This is a genomic window from Weissella sp. LMG 11983 (genome assembly GCF_025908495.1).
GTDB lineage: Bacteria > Bacillota > Bacilli > Lactobacillales > Lactobacillaceae > Weissella > Weissella fermenti.
Window position 1 is genome coordinate 321,497 of record NZ_JAOZFD010000002.1, and the last position, 16,969, is coordinate 338,465.

Annotated in this window: 18 protein-coding genes; 1 reads left to right on the forward strand and 17 read right to left on the reverse strand. The window is 42.4% G+C overall.

The features are described 5' to 3' along the window. Positions 1 to 23 precede the first annotated feature (23 nt). From OIT45_RS11140 to OIT45_RS11155, 4 genes are all read right to left on the reverse strand, one after another. Positions 24 to 272, reverse strand: a complete 249-nt coding sequence (locus OIT45_RS11140) for a hypothetical protein (protein WP_199404763.1) — start codon at positions 270 to 272, stop codon at positions 24 to 26. A 65-nt stretch (positions 273 to 337) separates the two neighbouring features. After that, positions 338 to 3,703: an Eco57I restriction-modification methylase domain-containing protein gene (locus OIT45_RS11145; RefSeq protein WP_264340083.1), complete on the reverse strand. Its 3,366-nt coding sequence runs from the start codon at positions 3,701 to 3,703 to the stop codon at positions 338 to 340. Between the two features lie 119 nt (positions 3,704 to 3,822). Continuing rightward, positions 3,823 to 4,344, reverse strand: coding sequence for a hypothetical protein (locus tag OIT45_RS11150; protein ID WP_199404764.1), 522 nt, complete (start codon positions 4,342 to 4,344; stop codon positions 3,823 to 3,825). 96 nt (positions 4,345 to 4,440) lie between these two features. After that, a complete protein-coding gene (locus OIT45_RS11155; protein WP_167846843.1) occupies positions 4,441 to 4,722 on the reverse strand; it encodes an HU family DNA-binding protein in 282 nt (93 codons plus the stop codon). Between the two features lie 91 nt (positions 4,723 to 4,813). Between OIT45_RS11155 and OIT45_RS11160 the strand changes: the two genes are divergently transcribed. Beyond that, positions 4,814 to 5,053: a hypothetical protein gene (locus tag OIT45_RS11160; RefSeq protein ID WP_199404765.1), complete on the forward strand. Its 240-nt coding sequence runs from the start codon at positions 4,814 to 4,816 to the stop codon at positions 5,051 to 5,053. A 547-nt stretch (positions 5,054 to 5,600) separates the two neighbouring features. On the opposite strand, the gene OIT45_RS11165 is transcribed toward OIT45_RS11160, so the two are convergent. From OIT45_RS11165 to OIT45_RS11225, 13 genes are all read right to left on the reverse strand, one after another. After that, positions 5,601 to 9,131, reverse strand: a complete 3,531-nt coding sequence (locus OIT45_RS11165; RefSeq protein WP_264340084.1) for an SspB-related isopeptide-forming adhesin — start codon at positions 9,129 to 9,131, stop codon at positions 5,601 to 5,603. A 30-nt stretch (positions 9,132 to 9,161) separates the two neighbouring features. Continuing rightward, complete coding sequence (locus tag OIT45_RS11170; RefSeq protein ID WP_264340085.1) at positions 9,162 to 10,154, reverse strand: hypothetical protein; 993 nt, start codon at positions 10,152 to 10,154, stop codon at positions 9,162 to 9,164. Beyond that, a complete protein-coding gene (locus OIT45_RS11175; protein WP_264340086.1) occupies positions 10,145 to 11,032 on the reverse strand; it encodes a hypothetical protein in 888 nt (295 codons plus the stop codon). Before OIT45_RS11175 ends, OIT45_RS11170 begins: the two co-directional genes overlap by 10 nt. 214 nt (positions 11,033 to 11,246) lie before the next feature. After that, entirely contained in the window at positions 11,247 to 11,423 is a 177-nt protein-coding gene (locus tag OIT45_RS11180) for a hypothetical protein (protein WP_264340087.1), read from the reverse strand. A gap of 26 nt (positions 11,424 to 11,449) precedes the next feature. Beyond that, complete coding sequence (locus tag OIT45_RS11185; RefSeq protein WP_135469666.1) at positions 11,450 to 11,821, reverse strand: hypothetical protein; 372 nt, start codon at positions 11,819 to 11,821, stop codon at positions 11,450 to 11,452. 167 nt (positions 11,822 to 11,988) lie between these two features. Beyond that, complete coding sequence (locus tag OIT45_RS11190; protein WP_199404768.1) at positions 11,989 to 12,321, reverse strand: hypothetical protein; 333 nt, start codon at positions 12,319 to 12,321, stop codon at positions 11,989 to 11,991. Between the two features lie 107 nt (positions 12,322 to 12,428). Then, on the reverse strand, positions 12,429 to 13,016 hold the full coding sequence (locus tag OIT45_RS11195) for a hypothetical protein (RefSeq protein ID WP_135469660.1): 588 nt from the start codon (positions 13,014 to 13,016) through the stop codon (positions 12,429 to 12,431). After that, positions 13,009 to 13,578, reverse strand: coding sequence for a hypothetical protein (locus tag OIT45_RS11200; protein WP_199404769.1), 570 nt, complete (start codon positions 13,576 to 13,578; stop codon positions 13,009 to 13,011). Before OIT45_RS11200 ends, OIT45_RS11195 begins: the two co-directional genes overlap by 8 nt. Before the next feature lie 9 nt (positions 13,579 to 13,587). Beyond that, positions 13,588 to 14,013 carry a thioredoxin family protein gene (locus OIT45_RS11205; RefSeq protein ID WP_199404770.1) on the reverse strand — a complete coding sequence of 142 codons (426 nt, stop codon included), beginning with the start codon at positions 14,011 to 14,013 and terminating at the stop codon, positions 13,588 to 13,590. 46 nt (positions 14,014 to 14,059) lie between these two features. Next, entirely contained in the window at positions 14,060 to 15,229 is a 1,170-nt protein-coding gene (locus OIT45_RS11210; protein ID WP_199404771.1) for a phage tail tip lysozyme, read from the reverse strand. 352 nt (positions 15,230 to 15,581) lie between these two features. Continuing rightward, positions 15,582 to 16,409, reverse strand: coding sequence for an IS3 family transposase (locus OIT45_RS11215; protein ID WP_264329899.1), 828 nt, complete (start codon positions 16,407 to 16,409; stop codon positions 15,582 to 15,584). Positions 16,410 to 16,411: 2 nt separating this feature from the next. Continuing rightward, positions 16,412 to 16,672 (reverse strand): transposase, encoded by a 261-nt coding sequence (locus tag OIT45_RS11220; protein WP_264329950.1) that lies wholly within the window; start codon positions 16,670 to 16,672, stop codon positions 16,412 to 16,414. After that, the gene (locus OIT45_RS11225; RefSeq protein ID WP_199405013.1) at positions 16,656 to 16,919 is read right to left on the reverse strand and encodes a hypothetical protein; all 264 of its coding nucleotides are present in this window, start codon (positions 16,917 to 16,919) and stop codon (positions 16,656 to 16,658) included. The genes OIT45_RS11220 and OIT45_RS11225 overlap by 17 nt, the downstream gene beginning before the upstream one ends. Positions 16,920 to 16,969 lie beyond the last annotated feature (50 nt).

Consider the following 16,969-nt stretch of genomic DNA (forward strand, 5'->3'; position numbering starts at 1 on the left):
TGGGTACAGGCGTTATGTTTGACTTATAACGAAATATTTTGATCTAGTTCTTCGTCTTCTGGAACAAAGCCCCAGTCAAGTTGAACATCGTCTTCGTTGTAAAGGTGATCTAAATACTCTGACAGTTCTACATCTGACAAGTCAGTTTTAAACAACACGTCTTCGTAGTTCCATGAGTGGTGTTCCTGTGAAATGACAGTCACACGGTTATCCAATGCTTCGTCAAAGTTATCTTGGTCAAAGATTGCTACACGTACAAGAAATTGATTCATACCAGTTGTCCTCCACTAGCAGACTATATCAAGATCCGCCATTGAAGGATAAACATGCCGCAATTTTACGCGAATAATAGTTTTACTTGCGAGTCCAATTGCGCTTCTCGTTGTGTAAGGTCAACATTAGTCAAAGTCTTAATGTGAGTTTGAATGTCACGAGCAATTTGAACAATGGCCTTATGAACGTCGTTGTCTGGATCGAACTTCGGAAGTTTGATGTAGTCAACGACATCTGTTCCTCTATTTAGGGCTACCGCGTATGAATCAATGATGTCACGAATACTTGGTGAATTTAGAACACCAGCAACGAAAAGCGCCTCTTCAAATGAATCCGTTGCTAACAGCAATACTTTTAAATCTACAACAACCGGCTTATCAACCCCACCGATTAAACTTAAATCGGCATCTGGTACAGATTGACTGTATGGACCAACGGCAACAGCAGCAAAACTGCTTGTTTGTTCTTTCCAAAGTACCTTGTACTTTGAATATGTGTAAGGCCCAATGTTATCTAATCTATACCATGGATGAATATCGGGGTTGAAGAACTTTCCATTTTGAACACGACTATCATATAAACCTTGCTTATAGTATTCCAACCACTTGTAAGTTCTAGGTGCATTTTCTGCGAGTTCCTCATCGCTCAGCCCGTAGATGTGTTCCTCATCATGAGGAACAAGTATAAATTCTGAGGAATCCACACTCCAACGATGGATATTTCGTCCACCAAGCATCGGGAAGATATATGTTGGTTCGATTGTTCCTGGTTGAGCACCTTGGCTCTTCAAATCTGGGCGGCGTTGTCGGTCCATATCATTAAGTATATCGACTAACTTTGGATTGTTTTTATTAACAACGGGTTTCTTTAGAATATATACGCCCTTTGCCCCTGCCGGTTCAATTCCCTTTCGGGCGTGATATACCGGTTCTGAACCGTTTGATAGTGCCTTTTGAGCTAGTGATAACTCAGCAGGCGGCATTGATAACCAAGCAGTTTGTGGATCGTTTAAATCGACAGGTTGAGCATCTAATTTAGTATTAGAAATACGCGTTGATACAGCTGCCCAAGTATCGTGAGCATTAAATTTCAACTTGCTTTTGCCGACATAATTCCAAGAGTTCCAGTTTGACATTGGGAACTTGTTCTTTGCGTTCTTTTGAAGAAGAAGTGCCATGGTGGATACCGTGTGCTTTGGTTGGAAAATTTTAATATCGTTGAAATCGTCCACCTCCAAAACCTTAACTGGTATGTCCTGCTCATTTCGTGTAATGGAGAATTTACGGAATCCTTCACCACCTTTAGTTGACTTGATAAAGGTCTTAGGCAACAAGAACATCAATTTACCATTATTTTTAAGGTATTGGTCCAGAGCAACATAGGTGACTGCCATCCCGAAATCGTCATGCGTTGTTTTCTTATCGTATGCGCTTTTTTCGAAGATACCGTAGCTTTGCCAAACTTTTAGCGTTCCCTCTCTGTAAGTTTTACTCATGGCCTTCCAGGCAATCCAAGGTGGATTACCTACAACGAAGTCAAACCTTTGCTTTAACAAAACTGGGGCAAAACTATTTTTTAGTATTCGGGGCCAGAATGAGTCTTGTCCAGCTCTATGAAGCTCAGATAGCTTTAGATAAAGATTTTTGATGATATTTTCTTGTGATTCGTCGATATTAAATTCGGCTCTTGCCAAAGACCAAAATACATCAATCTTCCGACCAAGATCCACTGCCTTACTAAGTTCAGTCATGAATCCATTTGCCGCTTTGAATGAATCAAACTTCGGAATTACGAAATCACCAACGGAAGTTTTTGCCGTAAATGTTGTTGTATTCTCCTCTGAGTAAACAACGGGGGCGAGAACCGAGTCAGTGATATAAACAGGAATATTAATTGGTTCGGAAATATCGTTGAAATCCGATACAGAAAGGACTGATAGAATGTAATTCGCTTTCGCAGAAATCGAAGAAATTGGATTTAAATCGAAACCAACGACGTTGGATGTTATTTTATCCAAATCTTTTGCGCTTAGTAGCGGCTTGGCGTTGGAAGTTGAAGCGGAAATCAATCGCTTTAATGCTTGAAGTAGAAAAGCACCAGACCCAGCAGTAGGATCTATTATCTTCTTGTCGATAATAGAGCTACCAAGTTCTTGTTCTGAGTACCCAATGCGATCCAAAACAAATTCAACAATCCAATCTGGTGAGAAATACTCACCGAGTAAGTGGCGAACCTTTTCCGGAATCAGATTCATGTACACTTCTTGAAGCACATCGTGCATTGACTCAGGACGAACTGTAAAAGTACCCATGTCAAACTCTTGTAATTGCGAAAGAACGGTATTAATGGCTTCAGTGACTTGTTCCACATGTGAGGTGTCTACAAATGTGAACCATTCGTAGTAGTGAACTTCAAAAAAGTTAGCTACTACCGTAGCTTCGTCGTTTTTTCCTTCAAACAGATTAGCGATTTCCATATAGTCCATTTGAGTTGGCAAAATGGCAACTGGGGACTTCGCTTGCGTCAAAAAGTTAGAAATTAGAAGCTTTAGCACTATATTGAAGTAAGTTTGTAACGCAAACAGGAACATCTTCGGATCAAGATTTGAGTTGTTTAAGTTATACAGAGACGCAATGCTTTCGGCTGTTTCATTGAACTCGGTGTTTTGATCGTCCTCGCCAAACATAGCACCAAACGTCATAAGCCACTCATCGTAAAGGGTTATCACTCGCTTACTGCTATTCTTCGTGTACAACTCTTCGTCAATTACTGCGTACAGTGCAAGCACGGTATCGCGAACGGTTGACGATGCAGGCCGGAAAACATTTGTTAGGTTATCCTTTGTCAGAGCTATCTTATCCATTGATTTGATTAAGGTAACAAGTTCTTTTAGACCCGAATCAAAATCGACTACGTGATAAGTGAACCCGGCGTTGAATTGCATCGTACTATTATTTTTCGTTGCAAAACGTGTATTTGTGACATCAATTTCGTTAGCCGTTGGCGTTGGAACGAAACGCGCGAAAATCCAGTGGAACCCGTCAAAACCAACTCCGTTTGTATCAAAAAGTGTATCGTTAAGGACTCCTGGGGCATCCTCCACTACTTCGTCGATTAGGTATGAATAGAGTCCAGAGTCAGACTTGCCACCATTTCGACCGTATAGAGCTTCGTCTACACCACTTTCTTTATCGAAGTGATGTGACTTTTTGTACTCGAAAACAAGTCCACTGATTGTTCCGTCGCTACGACCACCTTTGAAATAAGTTGTTTCTGAGTCAAATAGGTAATTAGGAATAAATTCCTTTATCAACGGACTTAATATTTCTGAGTAAGTCCCTAGTTTAACGTTGTCTTCATCAGCTTTTGAACCTGAAAATTTAGTGCGACTATAAAAGTCGTCTTTAATTTGTGATAGTTGTAAGGTCAATTTTTTCACCGCCAATATTTTTAACTAAAATCAGTATAACATGCCGCAAATGCTTGATCCGCAAGTATTTGAAGATTTTTTGCTTCAAAGCACCTTAGGCTGTACCAGGTTTGAAATTTTTAGCGCAACGGAATGTGTGGATAGTCTGGTGAAACAAATCCAAGCATGTAGCCGTCTAAGAAAACGTTCTTTTTTCTTTTTAGCCAAGAATTGGCTCCCAAAGTGTAGACGATTTCCACTCTGAATTTATGTTGTGGATTAAATGGAAGACGGTAGCGCAATGTGCGTTCCGAGTACAGAGGAATGTTTGAATATATCTTTTTGACGTTTTCGGGTGAGACTAATTCGTTGGTTTCGGCATTGTATACGTTAAAACTTTTGACCCATATCATTGTTGAACCAACGTTTTTAATCTGTATTTCTTTTTCTATGATTTCTTGTCCTGTTTCGGGGTCCCTTTTTGGCTCATGTAGTGGCAGATCCATTGGTCCTATGGAAGTAAACTCAGCAATGATTGACGGCCGCTTAGCGAGCCACCATGAGATGAAATGCCATACTGTTGTGATCGTCGGAATAGCAATGGCAACAAACACGGCCGGCTCCAGACCGAACCAAAGCGATGGTAATGTAATTTCTGGCATGATGTGCAATCCTCCAATTGGTACTTTTTGTCCAAACTAGCTTACGCTGATTGCACCAAAAAAGCCATCGCATTTGTGATGGCTTCCATTGGGTTATTACTTGTTAACTGCTTCCTTCAAAGACTTACCTGGCTTAAACGCAGGCATCTTAGCAGCAGCAATTTCAATTTCTTCACCAGTTTGTGGGTTGCGTCCCTTACGGGCAGCACGATCACGTACTTCGAATGATCCGAAACCAACAAATGATACTGATTCACCAGCAACCAAGGATTCCTCGATTACTGCCAAGAAAGCATCAACGGCAGATCCAGCGTCCTTCTTAGTCAATTCTGACTTATCAGCAACCTTAGAAATAAAATCTGACTTTGACAATGCCATGTCTAATTCCTCACTTCGTTTAAGTATGAGTTCATGATACCTAATGACCGCAAATTCAACAAGTCTTGTCTACAACTAGGCGTTCTTACGCTTGCGTAAATTCCTTAGCGATACCGTAAGGATTGTCAAAGCAAACACTAGCGCTGACCCAATTGCCAACTATGGATTCCTGCGTGTGGCCTCACCTGTGTTTGGTAGAACCGCTTATTCAGTTGCCTTGGCTGCAACCTGTGGTAACTTATCAGATGAAACATCCGCAGTCGTTGAGGCAATTGAAGTAACCAGCGCTGAACTTGTTACGGAATCAGCAACCGTACTATCTGACGATTAGCTCGCTCCGCTTGCTTTTGGGATTGTGTTGTCGTAGTAGTGATCCTTATCAACAGATACTGCCTAACCAACTTGCTCTTTATTCTCAACTGAGGTAATTGTTTTGTTTGCTTGAAACAACACCGAGTCCAAATCCGTTATATTGAGCTTAATTTCAAGCAAATTTCCGTTCAAGATACCACCTTTGTGGTGAATCTGAATGTCTTCACGTTTTAAGTTTGGAGTAATTAAAGGCAGGCAACAAAAATAGCATCACCTTTTGATAAAAAGTGACGCCAATAGTTGACAGTATTAAATAAAGCCCCGAAACTAGGCTTGATTGCTAATGGTGCATTATGAGTACCAAACATCATGGTAATTACTCCAATTCATTAAAAGATTACTAGAATGAGTATAATACTCAATTATTTGGGTAAAGAAACAGTATATGATATGTTATCCGAATACGTATACTTACAAATATGTTTAATCGTATAACATATCATATACACTAAAAAGACCGGTACGAAATTTGTCTCGTATCGGTCTTTCATTTAGATATTAGCTTATTAGGCTGCGCCTTGGTCCTTGCGACGCTTCAAAGCAACGCTACCAATACCTGCAATCAACATTCCAAGCTCTAGCAATCCCAATGTCCACTGCGTCTTTCCAGATGCGGCCGTTTCAGGCAACATCGTTGCAGTAGATACCGGAGTCGCTGGTTGAATCGTGGCTTGTGGTGCCGCTGCCTTTACCGGTGTCACTGGTGTGCTTGGTTTACCAGGATTTCCGGGTGTTTCCGGTGTATCTGGTGTACCCGGCGTTTGCGGTGTTTCAGGAGTATTTGGTTTTTCCGGCGTGTGAGTGTGAACCGTGTTGGTCTTGTACTCTACGTTGTTATAGCTGAACACAGCACTATTTAATACATCACCATCAGTTGGCTTCAAGCGCTTCACTTGAATCTCGGTATCGTACTTCAATCCAGAAGTCGTGACAAGTTGATCCAAGAAGGCTTGTGTGAACTCCCAAGAGAAGACGTTTGTGATTACCGTACCCGCTGGTACAGTCTCACCGGCCTTCCATACCTTACCAGAAGAGTCTGTCACGTCGTGAACAAACTTTTCGTCCTTCTCTAGAACCTTATTACCATAAGTAACAGTGACGTACTTTGACAAGTCGGTACCGGCTGGAAGAACGCCATTAACCGTCATACCGTGTAGTTCGTTCCAAAGCGCCGTTTGACATGAATCAGAAGGTGTCGTCTTCAGTTCGACTGGGACAGTATTAACGAAGCGATATTGACCAGTGTATTCGTCGAATTCAGGGTCGAGTGCATCGAATCCACCAGCTTGATACAGAGGTTCGCCTAGTCCATCGTGTGTGGCAGGAATCTCTGGTGAGTGAAGGACATACTTGAAGTTGTCCCCCACCTTCACAGTTTGACCGTCAATAGAGTTACCATCCAAATCATCAACACTCTTAGTTGCCGTCATTGGTGACACGTTGTTCGTCACAGTTTCAGTTTGATAACCGTTTCCAAAGTCAAACTGGTAAGCAGTATTCTTATACTCGCCTTGGAATGTGTCCTTAACCGTCATCGGTGCGTAAATATTAATGTCCAATCCTGCTTCAACGTAGTCCTTGTAGAAGGATGCTGCGTCCTTTGGCAAGATCACCGCAAATGCTCCCTTAGGAACAATGTTGTTAGCCTTCAGCATAGCTTGAACATTAGCAGGAGCATCTTCAACTGATTGGTAAACCGTAGCAGTCAACCCCTTCACAGCGTTACCATTTGAATCAGTGAAGGTCCACGTGCTTGGATCAACGTTAAGTGCTTCTTCAGGGAAATCATCAAGGTACATGAATCCCTTAGCAATTTGGTCATCACTTAAGGTAATGCCCTTATATACTGACAAATCCCACAAAAGCTTATATACGTTAGTGGTTCCTGGAAGAACCGTACGACCATCAATATTTACACCTGCAAGATTCAAATCATCCTTGTGCGGCTTAGGATCAGGCGTTGAATTTGGCACCTTATTAGACGTCACGTGATAATCATTAATTGACGTCGTGAATGTGTTGATAAACTGCGCATTATCCTTGGTAGAAGTTGCATCAAGAATAACAGTTGCTGGTTGATATGCAGTAGACATATCGGCGTTCATAAGATCCAAAAGCTTTTGTGTTGCAGTGTAGACAACGGTTTGACCGCCATCCTTGGTTCCGCCGGACACCTTAACTGTGTACAAATCTGACAATCCAGACTTGTTAAGCGCTGCTTGTACTTGGGCCTGCGTCGTGTGTACTGAATCCGGCAAGGTATCAGTAATAACATATGACGTGGCCTTATCGGTACGGTGTGCAGGTAGCGCATCATTACCCAATGAATAATGGATTGTTGATCCCTTTGAGATTAACTTACCTAAATCGGAAATGTTATCACCGTTAACGTCATCATCCTTGGCATTTTGTGGCTTTACCGTCAAATCAACAAGTTGGTAATCGGCTTGCAAATCCTTTGCCTTGATTGGCTTCGTTGTTGATCCAACAGTGTAAGTTGTACCGGCTAGATGTGGCTTATCAGGTGTCTTAGCGTGTGGTGTCATAGGAGTAACGTTTGGTGACGTTTTCGCGTTACCAAAAATTGTTACATTGGTACCGATGTCCATGTTGTCTTTGTTGACATAAGCGTGAATTTGAACTTGGTTAGTCCAATCGTACCAGTGCACAACATCATTCTTTGAACCGGTGTTTCCATCAATTCCACCAGGCCCAGAAACAGGTCCAAGGTCGGTTGAACCATTAGCAGTCGTAATTGTTACGTGTTGTTCAATTGGGCCAGAATTTGGACCCGTTGGGGTGTCCATATCACCAACGGTTACCGGTACAATATAGAAACCACCGTCACCAAACGTGAATGTATCATCACTAACGTTATCGTGAGCGTGGCCACTACCAGCGGTATAGACTGAATCGTCTGTATTACCACCTACTAGGCCACCTAGATAGGCACCGCCAGCAGTGTGATTAATTGAAATCCAATTACCATCCATCGTTTGAGCGCCCTTTTGAGCGTCAATGGCTACGATGACACGAGACTTTACCCACGCAAGATCTTCGTCCGACTTGATACCAATGAAAGTAATGGCACCCGTTTGTTGGTTCACAACTACTGAAATACCACTGTGACCAGTATCAATTGTCTTACCACCGTTATTTTGTGCTTCTTGCGCCTTCTTTGCATTTTCAGCATCAATGGCAGCGTTCTCAGCGGCTACGCTGTTTGAGGCTGTTACGTAAGAGTTCACAGCGCTGTTAATTGCACTAGCGTCGTTTGCTGTGTGAGTGGCAGCAGAGCTAACGGCGCTTTGATAGATACCAACGTTTTCAGAATTCGTCTTGGTGATATCGGCAGCGTCTGAATTTCCAGGTGCCACGTAGGATGGACTGACCGTTTCGTGATTAATATCTACAGTAAGGCCAGCTTCAAATGCCTTGTTGGCAGCATCAGACAAAGCGTTGTTTGCACTATCAATGGCTGATGAACCTGCACTTGATGCCGCATTACTTGCTGAGACTGTTGAACTATACGCGTTGTTGTTTGCAACTTGTGATGAAGTTACAGCAGACAATGAACTCGTTTGATCTGCATAACTTGAAGCAATTTCAGACTCGGCCTTGTTTGCTTCTGAAATTCCCGTTGCACTTGAAGATACAGCAGGCTTTTCAGTTACAGCAACACCGGCAGATGAAGCTGCCGCAACTTGAGAATCAAGTTGATCGTGCGGTACTTCGACCGCAATACCATCTGAAGTTGATGATCCTTCAGATTTAGAAGACGTTGAGGTTTGGGTTTGTGCTTGCTCTTGTGTTGCACTCGCACTTGTTGGCGTTACTACTAAATCAGCACTGACGTTCAATGTACCAATAGACATAACCCCGACAGTGGCTACCACGGCTCCTGCGGCAGCCGTGGCCCATCGGCCATTGCTCTTATATGCCTTATACGTGTGACTTTGTGCGTAGCGTTCGTTGCGTGACTCTCGCTTTTTTTGTGAGCGTGACTTGGTGCTAGGCGCAACAGTTTTAATACTCATATCTTTTTCCTACTTTCAATATATAATGCTTTACTTAGTTTGTTGATTAGCAACGTTTTCGGACTGATTTTGTCCAGTTACGGGAACTGTACCCGTAGAGCTTGTTTGCGTAACTTGGGACGCAGTAGTTGCAGCTGTGGCAGTTGGCTGTTGCGTTTGAGTGTTAGCGGTTTGCTGGCTAGCTCCTTCGGCCATGTTAGAAGACGAGGCTTGCTCTTTTTTCTCCAGAGCAACAATCTTCTTTTCTAGCACTGATCGAGCCTCCTTGTTAGCCTCATTTAGCTTCTTTAAATCAGCTTGGTGATCCGATTCAAGTTGTTGTGTATATGCAAACCCACCAACACCGGCGCTGCCTAGTGCTAAGGTAGCTACTAATCCAATGAACGCGTTACGCCACCCATTGGACTTTTTAGGTTGATTTTGCTTTTCAAGTACTGCCAATAACTTTTGAAAATCATCTGAAGCTGAATTCTGAACACCACCGTTAAGCAATCTCTCAGGGATAGCGGCCAACACCTCACTGGATGTTTTTGCCGCATCTTGAAGATGCTTTAGTGCATCATCAGAAGTCGCTTTAGACTCATTGGCAACGTCTAATTGATCTTTCAATTTTGCAATTTCCTCGTCTTTCTTTGATAGCTCTTGTGTGTGATTAGCAATCATTTGGCGTTGTGTGTTGCGAAGATTTTCATTCTTCTGTTCCATATCCTGAACTTCTTCACGATTTGTATACGCCTCATCTGCCTTCTGCTTGGCATTAAGAGCCTCTTGATGTTCTTTAACCAAAGCACTACGCTTAGACGTTAATTGTTTTGTGAGGTCTGCAAACGCCTCTTTCATTTCATTAGAAGCTTCTGCGTGCTTGTCATTAATGAATTTCCGAATCTTAGCAGTCACTTGAACGTCAAAGTTATCGAGAAAAGCTGCAATTTCTTTGTCCTGGTTATCACGCCATTCAGACTGTTGAACCGGGAGCAATCGGCTATATTCAGCCTCTTTATCGTCTTTGACGGTTAATGCCAATTCGATAAGTTAGCTTGATAGTTTGATTCAATTCGTGCTAGTTCTTCATCATGCCGTTTGTTTTCAGCTTCAATGGCAGCCTCTTTCGTAATTTCGGCCTGATTACTTGCGTCGATTAGTTTTTGATCGTACTTCTTTGAGAGATCATGATTTAACTTTTGAGCAATGAGTTCGGTGCTATCCACGGATTTTAATTCATTAATCTTATTAGATCGTTGAGTCTCAGCTCGTTGCAATGTCTGGCTAACTGAAGCCTTAATTGCATCCGTGAACGCCTTCCCAGTCTCTTTTAGAAAGGTATTGGCTTGATCCATCTCATTGTTCAATACGGCAGCAACATAATTGTCTTGCTCAGGACTTCCAACCTTTCCCACATTTTCATTAAGTTTGAATTGAGGCACATTAATTTGGACTGCATTCAGTAGTTGATAAGCACTCAATGAACGTTGATGCTTGTCTTGAACCGGAATATAACCAGACTTAGGTTTCTTTGTTTCCTCATGAACCGTGTCTTCCCCACTCGCAGTGCCTGCGGCGGTTGCTTGAGCCGAATTAAATGACTGGGCATTACCTAAAGAGTCCGCTAATGCTGACGATGCCACGTTTTGAGTGCTTGGAGCGCTGCTTGATGACGGAACCTGCTGTGGTTGGTCATCGTCTTTAGGTTTATCATTATTAGGATCAGTGCCAGGCTCCTTTTGAACAAATTTTTGACTGACAATTTTTAACGATACATTTTTACGAACCGCCTCATCGTACTCTGCTTCAGTAGGAATACTTGGCAGATCAGCATCGGTCATGCTTGCGTACTTCTTAGCGGCCTGGACGAACTCTGTTGTACCATTGGCCAACTCCGAAAAGTTGATTTCATCGTTCATTCGGGTAAATTCACTATTAAAAATTGACTTAAGAGTTTCAACCACGAAATTCTCTGAGCCAACGGAGATGGTTGCATCTGTCCACTCAAGACCAGTTTCTACGACCTTACCTGAATCAGAATCAATTTTTAAGAACTCAACAGTCCCTAGTGAAAATGATTTACCTGTTTGATTGACGATATCGTTCTTAATTGATTCAGTTAGCTGTTTTAAGTTAGCTAATGAAATCGCTGGGAAACAAATCTACCAATCCATATAAATCATTGACGATATTAGAGACAATTTCGTCAGCATCTGGATCAAATACCCCATCCGCGAAACGTGCAAAGTAATCATCTTCAACAGGCGTTGAAGGATTACGATTGAGAAATGTTTTCTTGTTACCAAACATGTTCTACTCCTTTAGAATTTAAAAACCTAAAATGGCCATTGCCATTGCATAGTTCCACCTGCACCGTTCATAACACCGATGATCCAACCAACAAAGGCACCCAACAAGAGAATTGCAACGATTGCGCCGATTCCGACGAGAATGCGTTTCGTTCCCACTTGTGCCAATAGTTGAATTCCAGATGCGTGCATCAAAATACCGATAGCCGCACCAAGCACACCAGCTACGATGACACCAATGATGATGTAGTTCATCATTGACCCACCAGCATTCTTAGTAACGTCGGTCAAATCTTGTGCAGATGCTACAACGGGTACGAGTAGCGCAGTAGTTGTTGCCCCGATTGAAGCTGACAACTTCTGCCAATTATTTGCGATTGCTGTTTGTAAAGCTTTCATCGCAATACCTCCTGGAAAATACGTATTTGTCCTAAGGACACTTTTAATATTAGCGACGAAATTGAGTCGAATTGGAAAATGGCGGAAATGAAAAAACACCCTTATCTGCGGCTGCAAATAAGAGTGTTTTGAGTGTGAATGATAGAATTTATGATTTCTGACGTTGCTTAACCTGCTTTAAGGCCGAGCATATTTAGATCAATTGTTGTATCGGATAAATTTAGCCGCTCTAGCATGCCAAGCAGGTTTCGAAAATCCCATCCTTGTACCCATAGTAGGCTTAGGGCTAAGGCATTCACATTGCGTTTGTTAGTATGATGGTGACGTCCTGGGAAAGAACCTAGAAAGATACGTTCTACTGCTTTTCGTGACATGCCGTGCGCGTTTGTAGCTAAGATTTGATCCTGTTCACCTTTAGAATATTCTTTATGAAAATTGACCGTGTTTTTGATCACCTCTTTTTCAGCAATTTCTTCTTTTTCGGCGCTCTTCTTACGCATAACTTGTTTTCCTCCAGGTATTTGATGTAATAATCATAAGAGGAATTAAGATACATATTTAGTAATGACGAAAATGAAAAGTCCACCTGATTTTGGGTGGACTTGTTTTAGTTATTTGCTGAAGTCTGCGTGATATTATATTGGCCAACGTATTTAATTTCGCTGAACTTGTTTTGATCTGTGTCATACGTGGCATTATATACAACATAACCATCTTGTGGTTGCTTATCGGTGTGCCAGCTTGAATATTGGACAAATACTTGACCGTTAATTGAAGGTTGATCCATTGGTGTTGTTGGAAAGAACTGTGAGTCCACATAGCTCATATTCAACTGCAGATGTTCTACTCGCTTGTCTGGATCAAGTTGGAATCCATCATTACTCTTATATGCATCGTCCGTTAAATATGCCTTGACGTGGCTTTTGCGGGCATTATAGTCCGCCTGCGAATGATATGTTGTCATAGCCGAGAAAACGGTCGTAGTAGCGCCATTTAGCTTGTTAAGCATTGGATTTTGAGAATTCAGTGCCTTAACAAGCTTTTTCTTATTTTGAGCTTGCTGAGTGCGAACATCATTAACGGCTGACTTGGTAATGATCAAGTTTGCCGCACCTAAACCGGCAACGCCTAACGCGATAATCAGAACAACCATTCGGATAACTGCCAGGAGAATACGATCTTTAGACTTAACCATTCTGTTGTCCCACCTTTCCTAGCATAATACTGGTTACCATGTAGCTTTTATCCATTTTCGACAGCGTAAGGTGAACATCGTACGTTTGTGCTTGCGTTTGATCACCAGCGGATTGGTGAATAGTTACTTGCCCCCATCCGTCGATAGCGCCGTTGTGAGGACTATACGATAAGTTCAAATCAGAGTATGAAAATGTCATGCCACCTTCAGGCCCCATAAACGTTGAAGCTAATACGTTATAGGCTTGCGGTGTGCTATATTTCAATTCATTCGTTGGATCATTGCCATTCGGATTCGTTTGGGCGATTTTTTGGGTCTCGTCAAAATAATGCCTGGTAGCCGAGTCGTAAGAACTGGTATCTAGGCTTTGATCTGCTGGGGTGGATTTCGCTTCATCAGCTTGCTTTAGGAGTTTTGCAGCTTGGCGTTTGGAATCTGCAATGTCACTACTCAGCTTTTGCGCTTGAGAGAACCAGTTTACTCCGGTCAATACCAAAACCAGACTTACGAGGCCCGTGATAATGTTAGCCCATGGAACGGACCGATTATGTTGCTGTGCCATAATATTTCCTCACTTTTGAATTACATTAAGCAGCTTATTAATCTCTGTTAAATTTGTCCCAGTATAACTTGCCACAAACTTATGGCCCCGCATCTGAACAAACGTTGGGGTGTGTTCAATATCAAACTTCGTCATCAAATCTTTTGTTTGACTATCAGAGTGTGCCGCATTGACAACGACATACCGTTGGTTGCTACCTTTTAAGGCGCTAACCACCTGTTTTTGAACAGATTCACATGCAGCACATCCAGTGCGATGAAACACAATAACGTAATCATTATTTTGTTTTGCCATTTTTTGGACGGCTGCGGTCGGATTAGACGTATCTGGGTAATCCTGGCTCATATGCCAAGCTACTAGACCAACAATTGTGGCCAGAAAAACAACGCCTGCCATCATCCATCTCAAAGTACTTGGGTTTATTTGTTTAGTCATATAATTTCTCCTTAGTGTATGTATGCCCGGTCACCCGGACGAAAAATCAGTTTTGTGTTGGTCCAATTAGCGGATTATCACCTTTATCTGAAGAAGTTTTAAAAATCTTGTCACTTGATACAACAGTATTCGAATCTGGTACCATCAACTCTTTGGGCAGATCCTTCAAATAAGTACCTGGACTAACAATGCCGTCAGCATGTGGTCCAAAGCTTGTTGTCTTCGTGTTTAGACCGAAGTGAACGTGAATACCAGTTGCTTCACCAGTTTGCCCCTCGTGAGAGATGTGTTGCCCCTTCTTAACTTGATCACCAACATTGACGACGATGGCATCAAGTGTTGGCGCGTGCCCGTAATAAGCGTATGAGCCATCTAAGTTTTTTATGATTACGTAATTTCCACCAACAACACTTGATGCTTTTTGTACAACTACACCGTCTGATACGGAATAAACGTAACTTTCTGGACCGTCCATGGTGTGAGTAACCGTTTGAAAATCAACACCGTAGTGTTCAGCTCCCGTTTGGCCATCGTAGTCTGGATAACCACCCGTAATTCGATATTCACCCGTTACAGGCAGACCTGACGTTGAACCGCTAACGGATGATGAACACATGGATGAATCTGAATTTGCCCCGCCGTTAGCAGAATCATTCCCTGCCGCGGTTAAGGCGTTACTGCTACCCAAATCAATGTGTCCATCAAAGTTAAGATTAAAGACTTTTTGAATCTCCAACGCCGTAGCTTTAGTTTGAGCTACTTTTCGTTGAGGGTCATTCTTACCAACACCCTCAAAGTAAACGTCCCAAGCCTCTAATGAACCATCAAGGTCAGCATCTTTCATGGCATTCAAAGTGGCGATGTGAGAAGTCTGCAATTCTTTGACAGCCAATCCAATTTGTCCCTGAACTGTATCTTCTGTGTTGCCATAACGGTTTCCATTAATCCCACCAGTTCCCCATTGATAGATACCTTTAACAGCACCAGAAGGGTTAACGGCTGCCGGATTGAAGTTTGATTCACGTAAACCAATAGCCAATGCAGCGGAAATGTTATTGCCACTCATACCTAAGTTTTTGAATTGATCGACTGTGTACGACATAGCCTTGTGTGTTGCAGAATTAGAGTCTTTCCAGTCACCACCAATTGCGTTCTCATTTGAAGGCGCATTCGAAGTAAAACAGGATTGTTGCTGCAAACTTGCTATGATCGCCATAAACAGAAAAAATCCCAGTAACGCAACTAAAATCGGTCGGCTCTGATGTCAAGACTCCGGACCTCTTTTTAGAGCCCGCTAGGGCTCGTACCACGAAAATTTTTCAAAATGACCTGATTTCGTACAGATTTTGGGTCATTTTTTAATGGGGTCCAGGGGTTTTGCCCCTGTGCCTGCCGGAGGCTATGGAGTTACGGTGGTCTAGTTTGGATTTTGTTGAATTTCACAAGTCTGAGGGTATAGCAAATAAGCACTTGTCAGAGTGATTTTTGGACTTCACAAAGTCAGTGCTTGTAAACGCCGGTGTATAGGCAAATTTGTATAATCGCGTTTATGTCATCTAGAAATTGGTCTAGGCGGCATCACGGAGTGATATACGATTGTTGTTATACCAGTTGACGTACCATCCAACAGCGGCTTGCACATCAGCGATACTCTCGAAATCCTGTTGGTAGATCAGCTCCCTCTTGAGTAACGAGTGAAAACTTTCGATGCGGGCATTATCGTAAGGGTGCCCTTTACGGGAGTAAGAGTGCCTAATACCTATGGACTCCAGTGTATTTTCAAACAATTCGCTGGTATACTGGCTTCCCATATCGCTATGCACATACAGTGGTTTTTCACCTCGTCTTAGCGCCTTAACGATTACTGAGGTTGCTAGTTGAGCTGTCATCGTATCTGCAATTCGATACGACAGCACCTTACGGTCTTCCGGATCATATGCACTAGCCATGTAAACCCATGTCTTATCGGTCAACTGGATATACGTAATGTCAGTTGTAATTACGCCACTTAGGTCATCCAGATTGATAATGAGATTTGGCATCTGATCTTTGTCATTGACTGTTGTAGGCTTGTTATATCGCTTTTGCATACGCGATTTCAAGCCAGCTTCACTCATCAATTGCCATACAAAGCGGTCGCTGATTGCTAGTTTGAATAAGTCGCGCATGGTTTTAGCAATTCGTCGATAACCATAAATGCCTTTATTGGCTGTGTAAATTGATTCGACGGCAATTCTCAATTTGTTGTGTTGTATTTCTTGTGCGCTCGGCTCCCAATGGATCCAGTCAGAGTAAGTGGACATTGGAATTTTCAAAGCACTCAGAACGCGTGTGATGCGGTGCCCCTGTACCAAATTTTTGTGGATAATTGGTAAAACAACACTTCTACCGCGCAAAACTAATGTTTTGCCAGCAACACCGCCGCACGTTTTAAAATTTCGAGCTCTTCTTTCAAAATTGCGTTTTCCTTACGCAACTTCTTCAATTCATCAGCTGATATTGATTCGCCATTCACTTCTACAGGCGCATATTTTTTGACCCAATTCCGAATTAAATCGGCTGAAGGACCGTATTCCTTGGATAATTCATCGGGCCGACGGCCCGCTTTAACCATCTCCACGATGGACTTTTTAAAGTCCTCTTCATAACGTGTAACCATAAATAAAAATACTCCTATGATGATATTTTACCAAACTAGAAAAACTAGTCCGGAATCTCATCATAAGAGCAAGCATCCTATTCGAAATCTGTAGAAATGTTTCCTCCGTCATTTTGCCAAGCCATACAGCTTGCCCAATTTTAGTTTTAGCCTGTTCCTCCAACAAAATGCGATTCAATTCCGGACGGCTTTCTGATGCAAACAGTATTTTCTGTTTGCTGAAATCTAACGCAATATAGACAGTCATCTTGCTCCCCCCCTTCAGTTAACAAAGATTATTTATAATCTCACCTTCGC

Excerpts from the sequence above, each read along its gene's own strand:
- OIT45_RS11140 (WP_199404763.1), bottom strand. The coding sequence starts at position 272 with ATGAATCAATTTCTTGTACGTGTAGCAATCTTTGACCAAGATAACTTT.
- OIT45_RS11150 (WP_199404764.1), bottom strand. The coding sequence starts at position 4,344 with ATGCCAGAAATTACATTACCATCGCTTTGGTTCGGTCTGGAGCCGGCC.
- OIT45_RS11155 (WP_167846843.1), bottom strand. The coding sequence starts at position 4,722 with ATGGCATTGTCAAAGTCAGATTTTATTTCTAAGGTTGCTGATAAGTCA.
- OIT45_RS11165 (WP_264340084.1), bottom strand. The coding sequence starts at position 9,131 with ATGAGTATTAAAACTGTTGCGCCTAGCACCAAGTCACGCTCACAAAAA.
- OIT45_RS11175 (WP_264340086.1), bottom strand. The coding sequence starts at position 11,032 with ATGAACGATGAAATCAACTTTTCGGAGTTGGCCAATGGTACAACAGAG.
- OIT45_RS11180 (WP_264340087.1), bottom strand. The coding sequence starts at position 11,423 with ATGTTTGGTAACAAGAAAACATTTCTCAATCGTAATCCTTCAACGCCT.
- OIT45_RS11185 (WP_135469666.1), bottom strand. The coding sequence starts at position 11,821 with ATGAAAGCTTTACAAACAGCAATCGCAAATAATTGGCAGAAGTTGTCA.
- OIT45_RS11190 (WP_199404768.1), bottom strand. The coding sequence starts at position 12,321 with ATGCGTAAGAAGAGCGCCGAAAAAGAAGAAATTGCTGAAAAAGAGGTG.
- OIT45_RS11195 (WP_135469660.1), bottom strand. The coding sequence starts at position 13,016 with ATGGTTAAGTCTAAAGATCGTATTCTCCTGGCAGTTATCCGAATGGTT.
- OIT45_RS11200 (WP_199404769.1), bottom strand. The coding sequence starts at position 13,578 with ATGGCACAGCAACATAATCGGTCCGTTCCATGGGCTAACATTATCACG.
- OIT45_RS11205 (WP_199404770.1), bottom strand. The coding sequence starts at position 14,013 with ATGACTAAACAAATAAACCCAAGTACTTTGAGATGGATGATGGCAGGC.
- OIT45_RS11210 (WP_199404771.1), bottom strand. The coding sequence starts at position 15,229 with ATGGCGATCATAGCAAGTTTGCAGCAACAATCCTGTTTTACTTCGAAT.
- OIT45_RS11220 (WP_264329950.1), bottom strand. The coding sequence starts at position 16,672 with ATGGTTACACGTTATGAAGAGGACTTTAAAAAGTCCATCGTGGAGATG.
- OIT45_RS11225 (WP_199405013.1), bottom strand. The coding sequence starts at position 16,919 with ATGACTGTCTATATTGCGTTAGATTTCAGCAAACAGAAAATACTGTTT.